The following is a 17312-nucleotide window of genomic DNA, read 5'->3' as shown; positions in this document are numbered from 1 at the left end:
CCATGGATTTCGATATCGCACCGGCGTCGCCGGTGCCGATTTACCGCCAGATCGTCGAGCAGGTGCGGCGCCTGGTGGCCAGCGGCCAGTTGACGCCGGGCGAAGAATTGCCGTCGGTACGGGCTGTCGCGCAGCAGCACGCCATCAACCCGATGACCGTCAGCAAGGCGTACAGCATGCTGGAACTCGAGGGCCTGCTCACCCGCCGGCGCGGCGTGGGCATGGCGGTGGCCGACGTGCAACGCGACGCGGCTCCGGCCGACAAAGCCGCGCTGCTGCGTCCCGCGCTGGAAGCGGCGGCGCAGACGGCGCACCAGCTGGGCTTCACCACGGCGGAAGCCCTGCAACTTTTCGAAGAATACCTTGACAGGAAAAAGAGCCATGAATGATTACACGATACGCGCCAGCCAGCTGACCCTGCGTCACAACGGCGTCAAGGTACTGGACAATGTATCGCTCGACATTCCAGCCGGCGCCGTGGTCGGCCTGGTGGGGCGCAATGGCGCCGGCAAATCCACGTTGCTGCGCTGCCTGGCGGGACTGGCCGCGCCGGACAGCGGCAGCGCAACGCTGCTGAATTGCCCGTCGCTGCAATTGACCGATGCCGTGCGCGAGCGCATCGGCTATGTGGCGCAGACACCGGATTTGTTTGAATGGATGACGGTGGAGGAACACTTGTTCACCATTGGCCGCGCCTATCCGCGCTGGAATGAAGAACGCTGCCTGGCGCTGGCGGCGCGGATGGACTTGCCGCTCAATGTACGCGTGACGGCGCTGTCCGGCGGCGACCAGCAAAAACTGTCGGTGGTGCTGGCGCTGGCGCATGACCCGGACGTGCTGCTGTTCGATGAACCGGTGGCCAGCCTGGACCCGATGACGCGCCGCGAATTCATGCGCGCCATCTTCAGCGGCGAGCGCGCCATTGAACGCACCGTCATCATTTCCAGCCACATCCTGTCCGACCTGGAACGGGTGGTGACGCACGTGGCCTTTATCCGCGAAGGCAAGCTGCAACTGGTGGACAGTTGGGATGCGATGCTGGAATGCTACCGGCTGATTCCGCAAGCGATCGCCAACGGCCCGGTGCCGCCGGAAGCCGTGGTGCACTACACGCGCGGCGGCCAGCGCCTGATCGATACGCGCCACGCGCCGGTGCTGGCCGAAGCGGGACGCCCGCTGTCGCTGGATGAATTGTTCGTGGAGCTGAATTCGTGAACACGGCCGCCCTGTCTTCTCCGCTCCCGCTGTATCCATTACATGTCATCCGCCTTGGCAAGGCGGGCGCATGGCTGGTCGGTATCCTGTGCGCCAGCATCCTGTTTGGCTTGCTGGTCATCGGCAAGTCAAACAGCACATCCGTCCTGGATGCGATGGTGCTGGTGGCGTGTATCGTCCAACTGCTCGCGGTCGTGTTCCAGGGTCAGGCGCTGGGCCGCGGCGTCAGCGTATTGCAGGAGCGGCGGGCGCCGGCCGCCCTGTGGCAAGCATGGCTGCGCCAGTGGCTGCTGTCGGTCACGCGCTACTGGGCGGTGCTCAGCATCGCCATTGCTTTACTGATGCTTACACCGGGATCGCCCCGGCACTGGCTGACGGCGCCTGCCGTGCTGTCATTGCTGCTGACGATCTGCTCGACGGCAGTGCTGGCGCGGGCAGGCTTGCTGCCGCGCCGGGTAGGGTATGCCGTGGAAGCCATCCTGCTGGCGCTGCTGGTGGTTCTTGCCACCACCCACCAATTGGCGCATGACCTGCACCGCTTTGCCGCCCTGCCTGCATGGATACTGGCGGCATGCGCACTGACCTGGCCTGCCAAGGCTTGCTGGATCCTGCATTCCCAGGCCGAGGCGCTGCGCACGGTGGCTGGTGCGCCAACCAATGTGCTGCGCGGTCTGCGCGATGCCTTCCTGCGCTGGGCAGGCCGTTATCAGCCGCTGCGCATGATGGCCAGCGACCGCACGGCTGATCAGGGCAACCACCGCGTACTGCTGGTCGTCGCCGCCGTGCAAAACCTGGCCTTCTTTACCAAGCTGATTCCCGTGCAGTGGGGCGAACAAGCCACGGCCATCCGCATGGCGCAACTGGCGGTGGTCTGCGGCACCTGCGCCAATGCGTTGCTGGTGCGCGACTTGCACTGGCGTTCGCTGCTGCTGCCGGGCGGAACACGGCTGCAGCGAATCGGCACCCGCATAGTGCTGTCGACGATGTCATTCCAGGCGCCGCTGGTGGTACTGGTTGCGCTGGGCAGCATGCTGTTGAATTCCCCCATCCACTTGGGCTGGCATAGCCTGGCGTCCATCACCATCCCGCTGCTGGAACTGGCGTGCTGCACGTCGCTGATGACGCTGCTGCGCACTTTGCCCTACCGTTTGCAGGTGGGCGCCATCCTGGCCTTGCTGATCCCGTTGCTGTATGCGTACGTGCCGGCGTGGTTCAAGCTGGCCGTGCCGGCAGTGGCGTGGCAAATCGGCGCGGAGTATGCACTGCTGCTGGCAACTGTTTCCTGCGCTGCACTGTTCATCGCCAACCGGCGCTGGACGCCCAAGCGTTTGCTGGAAGCGCTGGCGGTCATTCGATAAAAACCATGATGCATACTTTCCCTGAACTGCGGATCTACCCCGCGTGGACGCGTACAAAGAGCCGCGCCATGACCGTCTTCCTCATCCTGGCTGGTGTGATGACGCTGCTGCTGGCGATGCGGAAATGGATGCCGGCACAGACTGCAGCATTCCTGGCGCCGATTGGCTGCATGGTGCTGCTGTCGGCTTCTTCGCTGGCTATGCTTGCCGCGGGATTCGGGATGGCCACACTCTTACGTCCTGGCACACCGGAATTTGGCTGGCACATCGGTCCGGCCTACGCGGCAATGCTGGCAGCGCTTACCTGCGCCGCACTGGTAGCAGCCAACCACCTTTGGACACCCGCACGGCTGATCAGCGCTTTGAAAGCCCCAACATGAAACTGTTTTCCTCCCTGATGCAGGCACTGCGCAATGATCCCTGGCTGGCCTTCCCGTCTGCCGCGATTGCCGTTGCCGGTTTGCTGGACTTGCGGCTGCCTGCCGCGATGCGGACCGGCGTGTCGCCGCACTTGCTGCAGGCTGCCGCCGCGCTGATGCTGTATTTGTCCAGCAGCGCCTCCACCCGGCTGGCCGAAACTGCGCAAATCCTGGGGCAGCGGCGTATCCCGGATGCGCTGTGGCATGACAGTGTCAAGTTGCGGCTGGCCAGCGTATGGGCTAACGGGTTCGCGTTGCTGATCGCCATCGCGGTGCCGTGGATCATCAGCACGACGATGCAGGCGCCTGTGCTGGCGGCCCTGGCGGCGTTATCACTGGCCGCATGTGCAGGAACCTTGTTTGCCACGCTGCGTTCCGGGCTGCTGCCCCGCTTGCGCAACCGCACCGTGTACACGGCAGGAATGATCATCATCGTGGTATGGGCCGTGTATGGCGATGTGGCCGTGGCTGCACTGATGCGGTTGCCGGCAACGGTACTGGTCTTGCTTGCAGCCGGCTGGCCCGCCATGTCGGTAGCGCTGCAGCGCTACTGGCGCATCATGCCCCGCGTGCAGCCGCCCGCGACAGCGGCAGAGGCGCCGGCGTGGAGCAGCAAAGTCTTGCGCTATTCGTTGCTGCAGCCGCGCTTCCTGCAAGACAACAAGGTGCAGTCCAGCATGCTGGGCGGTGTGCGGATGGGTACCGCCGCGCTGTGCTGGAGCCTGACGCCACCGCTGCCCCTGGGGAGCGTGCTGACAGTAGGCCACCTGCTGGCGATGATTGCGTGGATTCCGGCAGCCATGAGCATGGTCGCCATGCGCAATCTGCACTGGCGCACGCTGCTGGCGCCCGGCCGGGATGGTGCGCTGGCCATGCAGATTTACCGGACGTCGCTGAAAATTGCCGTGTGCATGTTGCTGGTCTTGATGTTCGGCCAGGCTGCGCTGGATATGGCGTTTGGCCAGCGTATGGCGGACACGCTGCACAATATGGAAAAGTGGCTGGTCTTCGGCATGCAGGCGCCGCTGCTGGTCGCCATCAACGTGCTGCTGTGCGCCTTGCCTAATCCTCGCCGGACCACGTGGGGCACGTTGATGGCCGCGTATCTGGTGCTGGCATTGATCCACGTGGGCAAGCTGTACAGCGTGCCCGTCACCGGCTTGCATGCCGGGCTGGGTTATGCGGCAGGGATGATCGTCTTGTCCGTACTGGTGATGCGGATGGCCAGCCGGTTGTGGACGCCAAACAGGCTGTTGCCCTATCTGCCGGAACGGCCCGTCAGCCTCACCGCCTTCAGCGCTGCGCGATAAACAGTTCCGGCCCGCCGCCGTTATCCGCCACCTGGAACATGGCGGAGCGGCGCGCCACTTCGCGGCCGTCCAGCATCAGCACGGATTGCACCGTGTACTGGCCCTGCTCCATGCCACGGGGGATTTTGTAGACGCCGACGGCGCGGTACTGCCCCGCGCCGTCGATTTTCTCGACGCGGGCAATTTGCGGCGTATCCGACGCCTTCTCGCCATTGGCCTTGTACAAGGTCATGCTTTGCACCACTTCCGGCACGCGCTGGGCCTGGCCATACAGCTTGATCTCGCCCACCACCTTCACCGGTTCGCCGCCGCCGCGCACGGTGGCGGTGGTGGAATACACCTGGTAATCCTTGAGGCGGATTTCATTGCGCGGCACCACCAAGCCTTCGCGCTGCGCTTCCGCATTGACGGCCTGTGCCGGCGCGACTTTTTCCGAATACGTGGTCCAGCCGATGGCCGCCCCCAGCGCCGCACCGACGGCGGCGCCTTCCGCGCACTTCTTGCCGAGCGCCTTGGCCAGCACGCAGCCCGCCACGGCGCCCACGGCGGCGCCCGCAGCGGCATTGCCCACCTGGCTGCCGCCGCTGCCCTGCTCACGCGCCGGCTCGCCACGGCTTTGGTAACCGCCCTGTGCGGCGCAGCCTGCCAGCATGGCGGCGACCACGCCGCCGCAAATCGTTCGTTTCATGGGGTTCTCCTTACTGGCAGCGGTCGTCGATCCACTCGCGTCCCGCCGCCACGCAATTCATCAAATCGCGGTTCATGCGCTCGGCCCGGTTCTTCAGGGCCACGCATTCGCGGTTGCCTTCATCAATCATGGTGGCACAGATATTGGCCTTGTCCATGGCGGCTTTGTAATTGCCTTGACGGAGTTCACGTTCCGCTTCGGTCAGCAGCTTGCGGGCCTGCTGGGATTGCTGCGGCGTCTGCGCTGGCTGTGCGGCAGGGGCCGCTTGCGGCGCGCGCTGCGCCGGTGTAGCCACCGGTGCCGGGACCGGTACAGGCGCGGCTTCGCGCTGGTCCAGCACCGTGCGTTTCAGCAAGTCCGACAACGCTTCGCGCAGCAGCTCGGTGCGGGTTTTCAGTTCGTTGCGCTGCAGTTTTTCCGCCGCCTGCAATTTCGCTTCCGCACAGCTCCGGTCGGAGCGCTTGATGCACGCGTCCGCTTCGTTCAGCAGGCGTTCGCCCTTGCGCACGTCGATGCGGCCATCGATGTCACGGGTTTCATCATCGGCGCCCCATGCCTTGACGAACGCCGCCAGGCGGCGGTCCGCCAGGTCGATGGACCCGTTTTGCAGCGCGCTGTCCAGTTGCGGACGCAATTCCGACCACGCCTTGGCGCGGTGCCGCCGGGTATCGCATTTCTTTGCATTCGCACCGATGATGTCTTGCAGGTATTTCAGCTGGGCGGCGCTCGCCTTGTCCGCTTTCAGCGACGTGTATTCATTGCGCGCCACATCGATGTTGCAATCCTGTGCCTGCGCCACGGCCTTGTCCACGCGGCCCTGCAGTTTTTTCGCCGGATCGGACGGACGCGCCAGGAACCAGATCAGGCCCAGCACGACGGCCACCGACACCCACATGGATTTGCTGATGGGCTTGCGTAGTGGCGGGCGCGACGGCTGGGCGCCGTTACCTTGCGGCTGATAAGGGTTGGCCGCTGGCGCGGACGGCGCGGTGGCTTGCTTGCCGATGCCTTTTAGTTTGTTCAGCCGCTCCAGCGCGGATTGCTGTTCCGGCGTCAGTTGCTCCGGCGGCTGGCGCGATTCCGTACCGGACTGGGCCGCTGCGATATTCCGTGCCTGCGCCAGCGCTTCCGCGCGCGCGGCCCTGGCCTGCTCGTCGGCTTTGGCCTGGTCTTCCCTGGCCTGGTCCTCGGCCCGGCTGCGTTCCTCGGCCCTGGCCCGCTCCGCTGCGCGGGCCAGCGCATCGGCTTCGGCCTGGGCTGCAGCCAGCGCCGCAGCCTTTGCCTCGGCCGCGCCGCTGTCCGCCCAGCGGCCGGCCGGCGCCGCTTGCGCGGCCGCTCCCTGCCGCGTACCGCAAAACGGACAAAAGTTCACCTTGCGCGGAAAACCCTTGCCGCACACTTCTGCTACACACCGGTACATCGCTGCTTCCACTGCTGTCCTTATTCCGGATCGGGGATATCGTCATGCGGGTCGGGAATCGCGGCCGCCAACAACGGCGCGATGTCCGCCATCTCGCTGGCCAGTTTCCACTGGTCGACACGGGGCACCCACTGCATGTTCCACACCTTGGTCGCGCCCGTGACTTCGCCTGCCGCGATGCGCTGCGCCAGTTCGTGCAAGTTGTAGGGGCCCTGCTGCGTCTTGTTGACGAAGACCTTGAACAGCGGTCCCGCCGCAGCGGCAACCGGCGCGGCCGCGATGGCAGGCGCCACGTACACCGTGGCCACCGGCGCCACCTGTACAGGTTGAACCGGCTGAGCGGCCGGCGCGGCGCCTTGCGCAAACACGGACGCCGCCAGCGCGTCGCTGGCCAGGTATTCCCCTTTCAGCACGCGCTTTTCCGCCGGCTGCTGCACTTCCCAGCTGTACGCATCGGTGGCGGAACCGGGAACGGTATCGCTCCACTGCGCCAGCGCGGCCAGCGCCCGTTCGACAAACGCTTCCGGCAACGCGCTGGCGGCAGCCGCCTGCGCGCGCTTGACCCACGCGTCGTGCAGGCGCTTGGCCGTGATGTTCGGCAACGACGGCGATGGCAGTTCCGCCCCCGTTTCATCGACTTCCAGCTTGGGCTGGTAGACGCGCAACTGGTAGTGGCGCATCAGCGCGGCCAGCAGCGCGAACTGGTGCGCGCCCATCGTGCCCAGGCGCAGGCGCACGGCGGCGATCACCTGGTCGCGGTAATACGGCGGCAAACCGTTCGAGCGGATCGCATATTCGTTACCGATCTGCAGCCACTCGCCGGAACCCGGTTCCACTTCGAACAGGTACTGGCCCTTCGGCTGAAACAGCGCTTCGCGGTCCGCCAGGTCGGCCTTGCGCTTGACCACGCCCAGCGCGATCGCTTGCAGGAACCATTCGTAATCGTCGGCCAGCCGGTTCAGCTCATCCATCGATGGCGCGATCGGATGGCGGAAGCGGGTCGAATCGAAGTGCAAATGGGTCGGGATTTTCGGGTTTTCGATCTGGTACGACGTGCGCCATGTCGGCAGCCCGCGCAGCACCGTCATCGGCACGCCGGACAATTCGATATAGCACACGGCGCGCCCGCTAACGCCCGTGTTGACGATGGAGACCAGGTCGCCGTGGAAGAATCCCGTCGGTACGGCCGCCTTGATTTCATGCTCGACTTTTTTCCACGCATGCACGTCGCCCACGCCGATGAAGCATTTGAACTGGTCGGCGCTCGGCGTGAATTCCGCGGAGAAGCGGGCGTTCACCCACGGCATGGCGCTCTTGATCCATTCATTGAAGATGTGCTGGCGTTCCTGCGGCGACATCGCCTGCAAGCGCTCCAGCAGCGGATCGGCAGGCTGCGCTTGTTCCAGGCCTTCGCTGCTCAATTGCGTTTGCGCGCGGCGGAACAGTTTCAGCAGCAGCGATGCGCGCAGCTTGTCGTCGCCCAGTTGCGGGAACAGGCGCGCCGAGCCGCCGAATTCCAGCAACACTTCCTCGCTCCACGACGACACGTCGCCCGTCAGCTTGACGGCTTCCGGCACGCTGTCGCTGGCCAGCTTCATGTACGTCGCGTGTTCGTGCTGCGCATCGGCGCGCAATTGCGCGATGCGCTGGTCGACGGCGCCCAGCATGGCTTCCACGCAACGGCGCCCTTCCTGGAATTCGCCGGCAATGCCGCTCCACACGGGCTGGCCTTTTTCATCGACCGACTGCGTATCGCCCAGCCACGACGACAGGGCTTTCAGCACTTCCACCGCCTGTCCCGCCGCCACGGCCAGCAAGTGGAAACGCAGGTAATCGGCGATGTCGCGCTTCAAATGCGCCATCACTTCGCGCGCTTGCGCATCCTTGCCAAACAACTTGGTGGCGGCCTGCGACAGGTTGTTCAGCGACTCTTCCACCTGGCGCGTGCGCAGCGCGTCGCGGATATCGCGGTAACGCTTGCCGTTGCGCTCCATATGGCCCAGGTCGCGCTGGGCGATGCGGGCCTTGATCTGCTCCAGCAGCGACAGCACGAATTCCAGCCCGCCCTGCTTGCGGTCGTCCAGCAGCGCATACAGCTGGTCGCGCGCGCGGCCCTTGAGTTTCACCAGCAGTTCGGACGTGTGGCGCTTCAAGCGGTCTTCGCTGGTTTCCGCCGTGGCGCCCGCTTCGCGGATCGCGTCGCGTTCCAGGTGCGGCAACAGTTCCGCCACCTTTTCGCGCCACTGCTTCAAGTCGTAATCGGCCATGATGCGGTCGATTTCCAGCTGCACTTTCGATTCCACCCGCTCCAGTAGCGAGCGTTCATCCTTGTCCAGCAGCAGGCGGTCGGTCAGCGCATATTCCTGGAATGGCGTGACGTCGACCGTGCCTTTGCGGAAGTCGGGGAATTCCGCGAACGGGCGCTCGGCCAGCGCCATCTGTTCGCGCATGAACAAGTCGCGTTCCTGGTCGCCGGCGCGGCGCGCGGGCGCGCCATCGCTGCCGAGGATGCCGAAGAACGCTTTCACCATCAGGCCGGCCAGTTCATAGGCGCGGATATCGTCGCGCAAGCCCTGCTGCGTATCGAGCACGGCCTGGCCAAAGGCCGAATACACTTTCGAATACGACAGGCGCATGTCGCCAAAGCGGTTTTCCGGCACGCGGGGATTGAAGGGCCCCAGCTTGTGCTGTTGCTGGTTGACGGCCACCGAGCGCTTCTTGTTGGCAAAGTCGGCCGATGCGAAATCCTCGAACAGCGAATCGGCCACCATCTGGTACACGTCCTTGACGTCGTTGGTGGCCTTGTTGGCGAGGTTGGCGGTGTCGACGAAATACACGTCGTCGAACGGCGCGCCGCGTCCCACCAGGCTGTCTGGATCGGCCCAGCGCACTTGCGCATTCATGTCGCGCATCGACGTTTCCAGTTCCATCAACGTCGCGTACGCATTGGCTTCCGTGCGTTCCTTGTTGGCCTTGGCGTAACCGGACGGCATGAACATCACCAGGTCGACCTGGCTGTCCGACACTTCCTGGCGCGCGATGGCCTTGGCGATCCAGCCCAGGTCGATCGACGTGCCGGCGCCCGTGCCGCCCGCGTTGGAGCCGATCACGACGATGCGGAATTTCGACGTATCGACCTGCAAGCCCAGGCGCTGGTAATTTTCCTTGCGCTCGTTGCCCGCATTACTGCTGAGGAAATTCAGCGCGCCCTTGATGCGGCCCCGCAGCTTCGGATATTTATCGTACAGGTACAGGCGCGCCACGGCGCGGATCTGGCCCGCGCCCTTCGATGGATCGATGCCGAGCGAGCGCAGTTTTTTCGGGCGCAGCGGCATCCAGTTTTCAATCAGCGGGAAGCGCGCCAGGCTGTCGTCCGATTCGTGGTATTGCGTCAGGTCGATCGATTCCACCAGCCGCTCTTCGTCGGACAGTTTAACGAGTTCATACCACGGGTCGGTGCGCTGCGATTTACCCTCATCGATGACGGCGCCGTTATCCAGGTCCACGTGCAGGAAGCGGGCCACGGGGAACTGGCCGATCGCTTCCACGCGCGTGGGGTGATGGCGGTTCCAGACAGCCGACAAAATGCGGCGCCGGATGCGCATCATCACTTCCATGCCGGTGCCGCCCGCGCCGATGAACAGCGTGGGCCGCAAGTCAACCTTGAGTTCCGCCTTCTTTTCCGTACTGGTGCCTGGGAAGTCCGCCATCATGGTTCTCCTGAATTAACGGCGGCCGGTGAAGAAGGCGCCCGCCAGCGCGCCGACGCCTGCCAGCAGCAGCGTGCCCGTCACGGCCAGGCTGAGGAATTTGCTGGAATTGATAATCGCCAGCACCAGCGCGCCGGACAGGAACGACAGGCCGAAGAACATCAGCCAGCCCGCCGTATCGGCCGACGATGGCGCCACGCGGCGGCGCACCAGGTGGTTCGCATACGCATTGCGGGCAAAGAAGAACACGACCAGCAACACCAGGAAAATCGCGCCGCCCACCGCCACGTCGCGCGTGGACGTATCGGTGGCCGGGGCGCCCTGCACCGGCGCCACTTCCATCGGCGTGCCTGGCTGCGCCGGCGGCGTATCCGACAGCACGGGCGCGCTGGCCGATGAGCCGGCCGGTGCGCTGGCCGGTTTTTGGTCGCTGCCTGGAATCTTGAAGCCCGGGTCGGTGTTGGCTTGCGCCAGCTGGATGTCGTTTTGTTCTTTCATTTTTATCCTGTTATTTTCCTAACCGGACCTGTGCGCCCTGGCGCACGTCCGTCAATGTGGTTCCAAACATCGAAGTTTTCAAATCCGCCACCTTGTTGCCCGCCCGGTCGTGCAGCGGCTGCACCGTGCCCGGTTTCGCGTGCACCGTGCGTGGCTCCCCTTCCACCGTGACCCACACCTTGCGCGTGCGCGTGGCGGCCATGGCCAGCGCCACGGCGGCGGCCAGCAGCGCGGCCGCGCCGCCCAGCAAACCGATCAGCGGCGCCACGCCATAGCGGATGCGCACTTCCAGCGGCAGCACAGCGCGTGAACCCTGCACCTGTTCCGGCGGCGTGAAGATATCCGGCAGCGGATCGCCGGGGAACAGGCTGGCCATGCGCTGGCGGAACGCTTGCGACAATTCCAGTTTTTGTTCCGACAGCGTGACTTCAATCGCCCCCGGCAGCACGGCGGCGGAACCGGCCGCCTTCACCGCCGCCAGCGACCATTTGCCGGGCAAGTGCGCGACCGGCAATTGCATGGCGGACGACAGCGGCTGCGGTTTGCCGGGCGCCAGGCCCGTGACGGCGTCCGCCCCCAGCAGGATCGGCGTTTGCGCACCGGCCAGCAGCGAACGCGCTTCCAGCCGCGCGCTGGTGATGGTGTACGGGTACATGGTGTTTTCCAGCCGCCAGCCGATGCGGGCCGCACTGCTGGACTGCGCGCGGTTGGCCGTCGCCCCCTGCGTGCCGGCGTCGATATCGGCGCGCAGCACGCCATTGGCTTGCGTGGAAAACGCCACGCCGGGCACGTTCTCGACTTTCACGGGCGTCAGGCGCACCGTGTCCTGGTCCAGCGGTTTCAACCGCGCCGGGGTTTCCGTCACCACTTGCTGCAAACGGCCGGAACGCATCAGCGCATCGAGGTCGCGCGCGCCTTCGTCGCCGATGGCGAACACGTAAATCATCAAGCCGTTGGCGCTGTAGCGGCCCTTGACCGGCATGTGCAGCGGGAACGCCAGCGCCTTCTTGATGTTGGCGCCATGGTGGATCAATTCATAGAATTCGCGGTTGCGCCGCGACGTGGCCTGGTCGTTGTTCGGGCTGTTCTTGTTGTTGGTGAACAGCCAGACCAGTCCCGCCTTGTTGCCAAGCGCCGTGCCGATCGCGCTGCTGACGGCTTCACCGAGGTCGGTATCGGCCAGCGCCGTGCTGCCGGGCTTTTTCGCCACGCCCAGTCCGGCCAGCGCGCCCTGCACCGCCGTGCGCTGCGAATGCTTGTCCACCTTGGCGGCCAGCAGCGCTTTCGGCGACGGCGCGCCAGGCAGCGACTGGTTGAACGACGCCAGCACCAGCGCGTCACCCGGTTGGACGGCGGCCAGCACCACTTCCGTTACCAGCGGCTTGTATTGGGACGCGGGGTCGGTGTAGAACGCTTCCATCCAGCCGGAGTTTTGTACCAGGAAGACGTGGGAGGCGGCCTGGGTGGCAGTGGATGCCGCCAATATCAGTGCCGCCACCGCCGCTTGCCTTGCGCGCAATGGCATGTTGGGCCAACTGGTCACGTTGGTCATGATTGGGGTTCCAGGCGCCAGCCGCGCACGTCGTTCCACGACGGGTGGTGCAGCCACAGGCAGTTATCGTAGACAAAGGGCTGGCAATCGGCGGGCTGTTTCAGGCGCACCGCTTCATCGAGGATCACGTTGCGCTGGCCTACCCATTCGATCAGCACGCGCGGCAGCACCGCCTCTTGCAGCGCCGCTTCGGCCTTGCCGGAATACGCTTCCACCCGCAGCACCAGGCCGGTCGGCTGTTCGCGCGTGGAACTGGCGTTTTCCAGCAGCGGCAACACCAGCTCGTCCGCGCCGCCCTGGTCTTCCACGTTTTCCACCGCCCACGGTTCATCCTTGACCTGGTGGCCACGGCGGAACAGCAACGTGCAAAAGCCCAGCCGGGCGCCATCCAGCGGCTGGATCTGCGCGCGCACCGCACCCAGTTCACGGTACGAATAGCGCTGGCCGTCATGGCCGATCAGCCACAGGCGGCCGTCGCGGCTGCGCACCGGGCCGCCGAATTGCAGGCGCGGCGTCCAGCCCGATGGCCACGGCAGCCATTGCGGCGCGCTGCCGGGACGCCACCAGATTTCACCCAGTTCGTGCAGCCACACCAGTTTGCCGTCATAGCAGACGGGACGCGACCACCCGGCGGCGGGAATGGGGACGTGCGTAGCGACGGGCGTGGCGGCGGATTCAGTGGCGTCTTCGTCCGGATCGGGAATATCGCCTGCAGCCATGGCGCCGGCATGCACGGCGACCGCAGCGATGTCCAGCGTTTCGCCATCGGCGCCTTCGGCATTGGCCGTCCACAGGCGCACGCCGGCCGGCGTCGCCAGCAGGCACGCGATACGGCCGGCCGCCATGCCGGGCGCGCTGGCCAGCGGCGCGGACAGCACCGTCTCCGTGCGGTAGCTTTCATTGACGGGATTGACGATCAACCGGGCCAGTCCATGGGCGCCCGGCACGATGCCCACTTCGCCCCGCTGCCCGGCGACGGCCGGCAGCCACGCATAAGCGGACGCCGTAAACGACAGGTCGGCCGTCTGTTCTTCAGCCGCCATCAAATGCCAGCGGCGCGCCAGTGGATCCCAGTATTGCAGCACGTTGCGCGTGTACGCCAGCGCCAGCAGGCGCTGCGCCGCATAGCCGAAGTGGCCGGCGGCAAACACGCACACTGCATTGGGCGGCGCGGCCATTTTTTCGTCGGGCGCACCCACTTCCGGTTCCGGCTTGCGGGTTTCCAGGGTAGCGGCCAGCGGCTGCGCCGTCAGCGGCAAGCCCAATGGCAGGTATTTCGGCAACGGATACGCATCGGCCGGCAGCGGCGCGGTCGACGGTCCCCACCATGGCGGCAGGCGGTCGCCACCGCCATGCATGGCCAGCGGCGCGCCGCACTCGGGGCAATAGACAAAACCTTCGGGATAAATGTCGCCATGGCCGCAGGCGGGCAGCGAAGCGCCCAGCAATTGCGCCACGTCGGGCAGGCGGCCGCGCGCGTGGGCTTGCCACTCGATGCGGCTGATGCCCCGGCTTTGCGCCAGTTCGAATTGTCGTTTGCGTTCATCCTCCAGCCAGACGCTGTCGGAAGTCTCCCATCTGTATGCCATGTATGCGCTCGTTCAAGTCTTGCCAGCCACGCGCCCGTCGAAAGCGGGCCCGTGTTGCACTTTCCATCATAACCGATGCCACCCGCTGCCGGGTGATATCGGGCTGGAATACGGATGAATTGCCGTTTGGAAGGTATAAACGGGGATCAAACAACCGGGATGATCCACCTCATGCCTGAAAAGACTACGCCCCGCGGGGCGGGGCGTATTGTGCTGCGTGTGGAAGCGGCGGGGAACTTATTTATACACACCCACGCCAATCAGGACGTCGCCGTATTTTTCTATGTACGTGGACTTGTCTTCCATGTTCTTGCTGATGGAATTGGGCCACTTGTACGACACCCACCCTTTGCCGGCCGGGCTGTTGGCGATCTTCAGGAATTCCTTGATGGGGTACACGCCCCCTGCGTTCAGTTCCATCAGGTTCTTGTTGACCATTTTCGGGTTCTGGCCGTGCGCCAGCGCCACGCCCTGCTGGTCGCCCGTCATGCCGAACATGAAGACGTACAGGTCACCCTTGATGAATTCGCCCTTCGGATCGTTGAAGGCGGCGACGGCCTTGTCACGGCCATTCTTTTCCAGGTAAGCACCCGCTTTCTTCACCATCGCCACCGCTTCATCGGCGGTGCCGCGGTGGGTTTCCTGGGCCAGCGCCGACGATGCGGCAACGGCCAGGCACAGCGTGAGAAAAGCGGCAAACAGCGTGCGAAGTTGCTTCATGTACTTTCTCCAAGATAGGTATGAGATTTCCTGCAAGAAAACCTTAACACATGCCTTGGAGCAACTCTACATTTTGTCACTGCTCAATCAACCTGATTGACGCAAATCAAACAGTTCAATCGTCGGCAACGATTTTTTTCGGCGGAGGCGGCGGCGCCCACGTGATGACTTCGGTTTCCGGCGCGGTTTCCAGCGCATCGGATTGTTCCAGCCAGCCGCGCAGCTTTTCCATGCGGCGGATCGTGATGCCCTTGTTGCTGATATAGCCGACCTGCTCGAAATGGTCCATTTTCGCCGTCATCTTCGACGTGGTGGGCAGGTTGTCGAACAGGCGCTCGAACGCCTTGCGCGCCTTTTGTTCCCATTTGACCAGCGTGGGTTCGGAAAAACGGTTGCTTTCATAGTAAATCGTCAGGGTCCGGTCATGGTTGCCGAAGCCGACGATGGCCGCGCCCAGGCGCACGGCCGTCAACACGTCTTCCTTGATGCTGGCGGTCGGCACGAACAGGGCCGCGCGGCCATCCGGTTCATCGGGCCGCTCCAGGGGCAAGTCCTGCCCTTTTTCCTGCATCGTCTCCTGTCCCTTCTTTGTTGCCATCGCTCCCTCCGCGCTGTATGGTCAGTGCCGAATCTGAATCTATTGAAAATGTTTCCGTTCGGCTATATCTCAACGATTCTACAGCGGGCTTTTGCGCCGTACAAGAATAAACACCCGGGCCGGGCGGGCGGGACGACCGCCACCTTTATAATGGATAGTTTCTGGCTGAAAAACGCAACATGACCGACGGTAATACTTCTCATTCCAGCTTCCCGCCGCAGGTGGCGGACGAGGCGGCCCGCAATGTCGCCGACACCGTGCGCCTGGCGCTGGAACATGGCCCCGCCCAGCAGGCGCTGGTGGTATATGACCGCCGCACGGAACTGAGCCGCACGCTGGAAGCGGCATACCGGCGCGCGCTGCCGGACGGCCGCTTTATCGATTTCGATACGGTGGCGCCGGACGACGTGCTGGCGGCCTTCGCCGCGCTGGCCGCGCGCGACCTCGTGGTGCTGGTGCAATCGACCAGTTTTCGGCTGGAAGCGTACCGGTTGCGCATCGAACTGTTCAAGCGGGGCTTGAAGGTCATCGAGCATATCCACCTGTCGCGCATGCCGGGCGAACAGGGCTTGCATTACATCGCGTCGCTGGCCTATGACCCGGCGTATTACCGGGGTGTGGGACGCGCGCTGCAACAACGCATCAATGCCGCGCCCAACGCCGTGGTCGACAGCGGCAATGGCGCCCTGCTGCGTTTCGACAGCCCGCTGGAAGGCGCCAAGGTCAATATCGGCGATTACACGGGCATGAACAATATCGGCGGCCAGTTCCCCATCGGCGAAGTGTTCACGGAAGCGCAAGACCTGGAAGCGGTCAACGGCACGGTGCGCGTGTTCGTGTTCGGCGACACGCACTTCCTCGTCAACAAGCCGGAACAGCCGATCACCATGATCGTGGAAAACGGCCGCGTGACCGGTGCGCTCGACTCCACGCCGGAATTCGACAACATGCTGGCCATCATCCGCGAGCACGAGGGCGAAGTGTGGCTGCGCGAACTGGGCTTCGGCATGAACCGCGCATTTTCCCGCGATTGCATGGTCAACGATATCGGCACCTATGAACGCATGTGCGGCATCCATTTGTCGCTGGGGGCAAAGCACGGGCAATACCAGAAGCCGCAATTCAAGCGCAAGGATGCGCGCTACCACGTCGATGTGTTTGCCGTGACGGAAGCCGTGTATTTGGGCGACCAGGCCGTGTACCGCGACGGCGCCTGGCAACCTTAAAGGTCCGCCAACGCTTTATCCCATGGCGGCACCGGCTGGTATTCCGCCACCAGGAAATCGATCAGCGCCCGTACTTTCGGGCTGGGCTGGCGGCTGGCGGGGTACAGCGCGCTGAGGTGGTTCAGCGGCAGCGACCAGTCGCCCAGCACGCGCACCAGCGAACCGTCGAGCAAGGCTTGCCACGCGAGGAAGGTGGTGCTGTAGACGATCCCCAATCCTTGCAGCGCCGCCTGGTGCAACACCAGGCCGTTATTGGCCGTGAACGCGGCATCGACGCGCACCGCGCGCTGCACGCCATCTTTTTCAAAACGCCAGGTGGCGCCATCCGTCAAATGGCTGAAGTGCAGGCAACGGTGGCGGTGCAACTCGTCCGGATCCTGCGGGCGTCCCATTTTCGCCAGGTAGGCGGGACTGGCGCACAGCACGCCGTGGCACGGCGCCAGCGGCCGCAGCGCCAGTGCGTGGCTGTCCGGGATGCCGCCCACGCGGATCGTCAAGTCAAAGCCATGTGCAATCGGGTCGAGCAGCGCGTCATCCACGTACAGCATGGGCGCCAGTTGCGGATGCGGCGCGGCAAAGCGCGCCACGGCGCCGGACAGCCACAGGCTGCCGAAGCTCGATGGCGCCTGGATGCGCAGCGGCCCCGCCAACCCCATTCCGGCATGCGCCACAACACGGGACACTGCGCGCGCCGCTTCGCGCGCCTGCGCCACCGCCGCCATGCATGGCTCCAGGTAAGCCTGCCCGACGTCGGTCAGGCTCACTTCGCGGGTGGAGCGGTGCAGCAGGCGCGCCTGCAATTTTTCTTCCAACAGCAATACCTGCTTGCTGACCATGGCGCGCGTCAGCCCCAGCTTGCGCGCGGCCGCGGAAAAGCTGCGCAGGCGCGCCACTTCGGCAAAGATTTCCATGGCTTTCAATTGGTCCATGCCACGATTGTCAACAGTTTGGAGACAATGTGTCAACAGTTTGGCGGTATTCGCGGCCGCGCCGCCGTCCTACAATGCAA

15 protein-coding genes are annotated in these 17312 nt (G+C 64.6%); 6 read left to right on the top strand and 9 right to left on the bottom strand.

Annotation, left to right across the window (positions count from 1 at the left end; all coding sequences use genetic code 11):
* The first annotated feature begins 2 nt into the window (after positions 1–2).
* From GJ700_RS05730 to GJ700_RS05710, 5 genes are all read left to right on the top strand, one after another.
* The gene (locus tag GJ700_RS05730) at positions 3–389 is read left to right on the top strand and encodes a GntR family transcriptional regulator (RefSeq protein ID WP_154371701.1); all 387 of its coding nucleotides are present in this window, start codon (positions 3–5) and stop codon (positions 387–389) included.
* Positions 382–1215 carry an ABC transporter ATP-binding protein gene (locus GJ700_RS05725; RefSeq protein ID WP_154371700.1) on the top strand — a complete coding sequence of 278 codons (834 nt, stop codon included), beginning with the start codon at positions 382–384 and terminating at the stop codon, positions 1213–1215. Before GJ700_RS05730 ends, GJ700_RS05725 begins: the two co-directional genes overlap by 8 nt.
* A complete protein-coding gene (locus GJ700_RS05720) occupies positions 1212–2573 on the top strand; it encodes a hypothetical protein (RefSeq protein ID WP_154371699.1) in 1362 nt (453 codons plus the stop codon). The genes GJ700_RS05725 and GJ700_RS05720 overlap by 4 nt, the downstream gene beginning before the upstream one ends.
* A 68-nt stretch (positions 2574–2641) precedes the next feature.
* Positions 2642–2953, top strand: coding sequence for a hypothetical protein (locus GJ700_RS05715; RefSeq protein WP_154371698.1), 312 nt, complete (start codon positions 2642–2644; stop codon positions 2951–2953).
* Positions 2950–4302 carry a hypothetical protein gene (locus tag GJ700_RS05710; RefSeq protein ID WP_154371697.1) on the top strand — a complete coding sequence of 451 codons (1353 nt, stop codon included), beginning with the start codon at positions 2950–2952 and terminating at the stop codon, positions 4300–4302. Before GJ700_RS05715 ends, GJ700_RS05710 begins: the two co-directional genes overlap by 4 nt.
* Here the strand turns inward: GJ700_RS05710 and GJ700_RS05705 are convergent.
* From GJ700_RS05705 to GJ700_RS05670, 8 genes are all read right to left on the bottom strand, one after another.
* Positions 4286–4990 carry a hypothetical protein gene (locus GJ700_RS05705; protein WP_154371696.1) on the bottom strand — a complete coding sequence of 235 codons (705 nt, stop codon included), beginning with the start codon at positions 4988–4990 and terminating at the stop codon, positions 4286–4288. The genes GJ700_RS05710 and GJ700_RS05705 overlap by 17 nt on opposite strands.
* A gap of 10 nt (positions 4991–5000) precedes the next feature.
* Entirely contained in the window at positions 5001–6410 is a 1410-nt protein-coding gene (locus GJ700_RS05700; protein WP_154371695.1) for a hypothetical protein, read from the bottom strand.
* Between the two features lie 20 nt (positions 6411–6430).
* Positions 6431–10123: a tubulin-like doman-containing protein gene (locus GJ700_RS05695; protein ID WP_229506826.1), complete on the bottom strand. Its 3693-nt coding sequence runs from the start codon at positions 10121–10123 to the stop codon at positions 6431–6433.
* A 12-nt stretch (positions 10124–10135) separates the two neighbouring features.
* Entirely contained in the window at positions 10136–10618 is a 483-nt protein-coding gene (locus tag GJ700_RS05690) for a hypothetical protein (RefSeq protein ID WP_195763794.1), read from the bottom strand.
* A 10-nt stretch (positions 10619–10628) separates the two neighbouring features.
* Positions 10629–12170, bottom strand: a complete 1542-nt coding sequence (locus tag GJ700_RS05685; RefSeq protein WP_229506825.1) for a hypothetical protein — start codon at positions 12168–12170, stop codon at positions 10629–10631.
* On the bottom strand, positions 12167–13759 hold the full coding sequence (locus tag GJ700_RS05680) for a hypothetical protein (RefSeq protein WP_154371694.1): 1593 nt from the start codon (positions 13757–13759) through the stop codon (positions 12167–12169). Before GJ700_RS05680 ends, GJ700_RS05685 begins: the two co-directional genes overlap by 4 nt.
* Positions 13760–13996: 237 nt before the next feature.
* Positions 13997–14479: a cache domain-containing protein gene (locus GJ700_RS05675; RefSeq protein WP_154371693.1), complete on the bottom strand. Its 483-nt coding sequence runs from the start codon at positions 14477–14479 to the stop codon at positions 13997–13999.
* 115 nt (positions 14480–14594) lie between these two features.
* Complete coding sequence (locus tag GJ700_RS05670) at positions 14595–15077, bottom strand: hypothetical protein (protein WP_229506824.1); 483 nt, start codon at positions 15075–15077, stop codon at positions 14595–14597.
* Positions 15078–15256: 179 nt separating this feature from the next.
* Between GJ700_RS05670 and GJ700_RS05665 the strand changes: the two genes are divergently transcribed.
* Positions 15257–16303 carry a M29 family metallopeptidase gene (locus tag GJ700_RS05665; RefSeq protein ID WP_154371692.1) on the top strand — a complete coding sequence of 349 codons (1047 nt, stop codon included), beginning with the start codon at positions 15257–15259 and terminating at the stop codon, positions 16301–16303.
* Here GJ700_RS05665 and GJ700_RS05660 read toward each other — a convergent pair.
* The gene (locus GJ700_RS05660) at positions 16300–17232 is read right to left on the bottom strand and encodes a LysR family transcriptional regulator (protein ID WP_229506823.1); all 933 of its coding nucleotides are present in this window, start codon (positions 17230–17232) and stop codon (positions 16300–16302) included. The two genes, GJ700_RS05665 and GJ700_RS05660, sit on opposite strands and share 4 nt — an antisense overlap.
* Positions 17233–17312 lie beyond the last annotated feature (80 nt).

Source organism: Pseudoduganella rivuli (genome assembly GCF_009674485.1).
Lineage (GTDB): Bacteria > Pseudomonadota > Gammaproteobacteria > Burkholderiales > Burkholderiaceae_D > Rugamonas > Rugamonas rivuli_B.
Note: the sequence above shows the minus strand (reverse complement) of the source record. Positions and strands in the feature narration are given on the sequence as shown.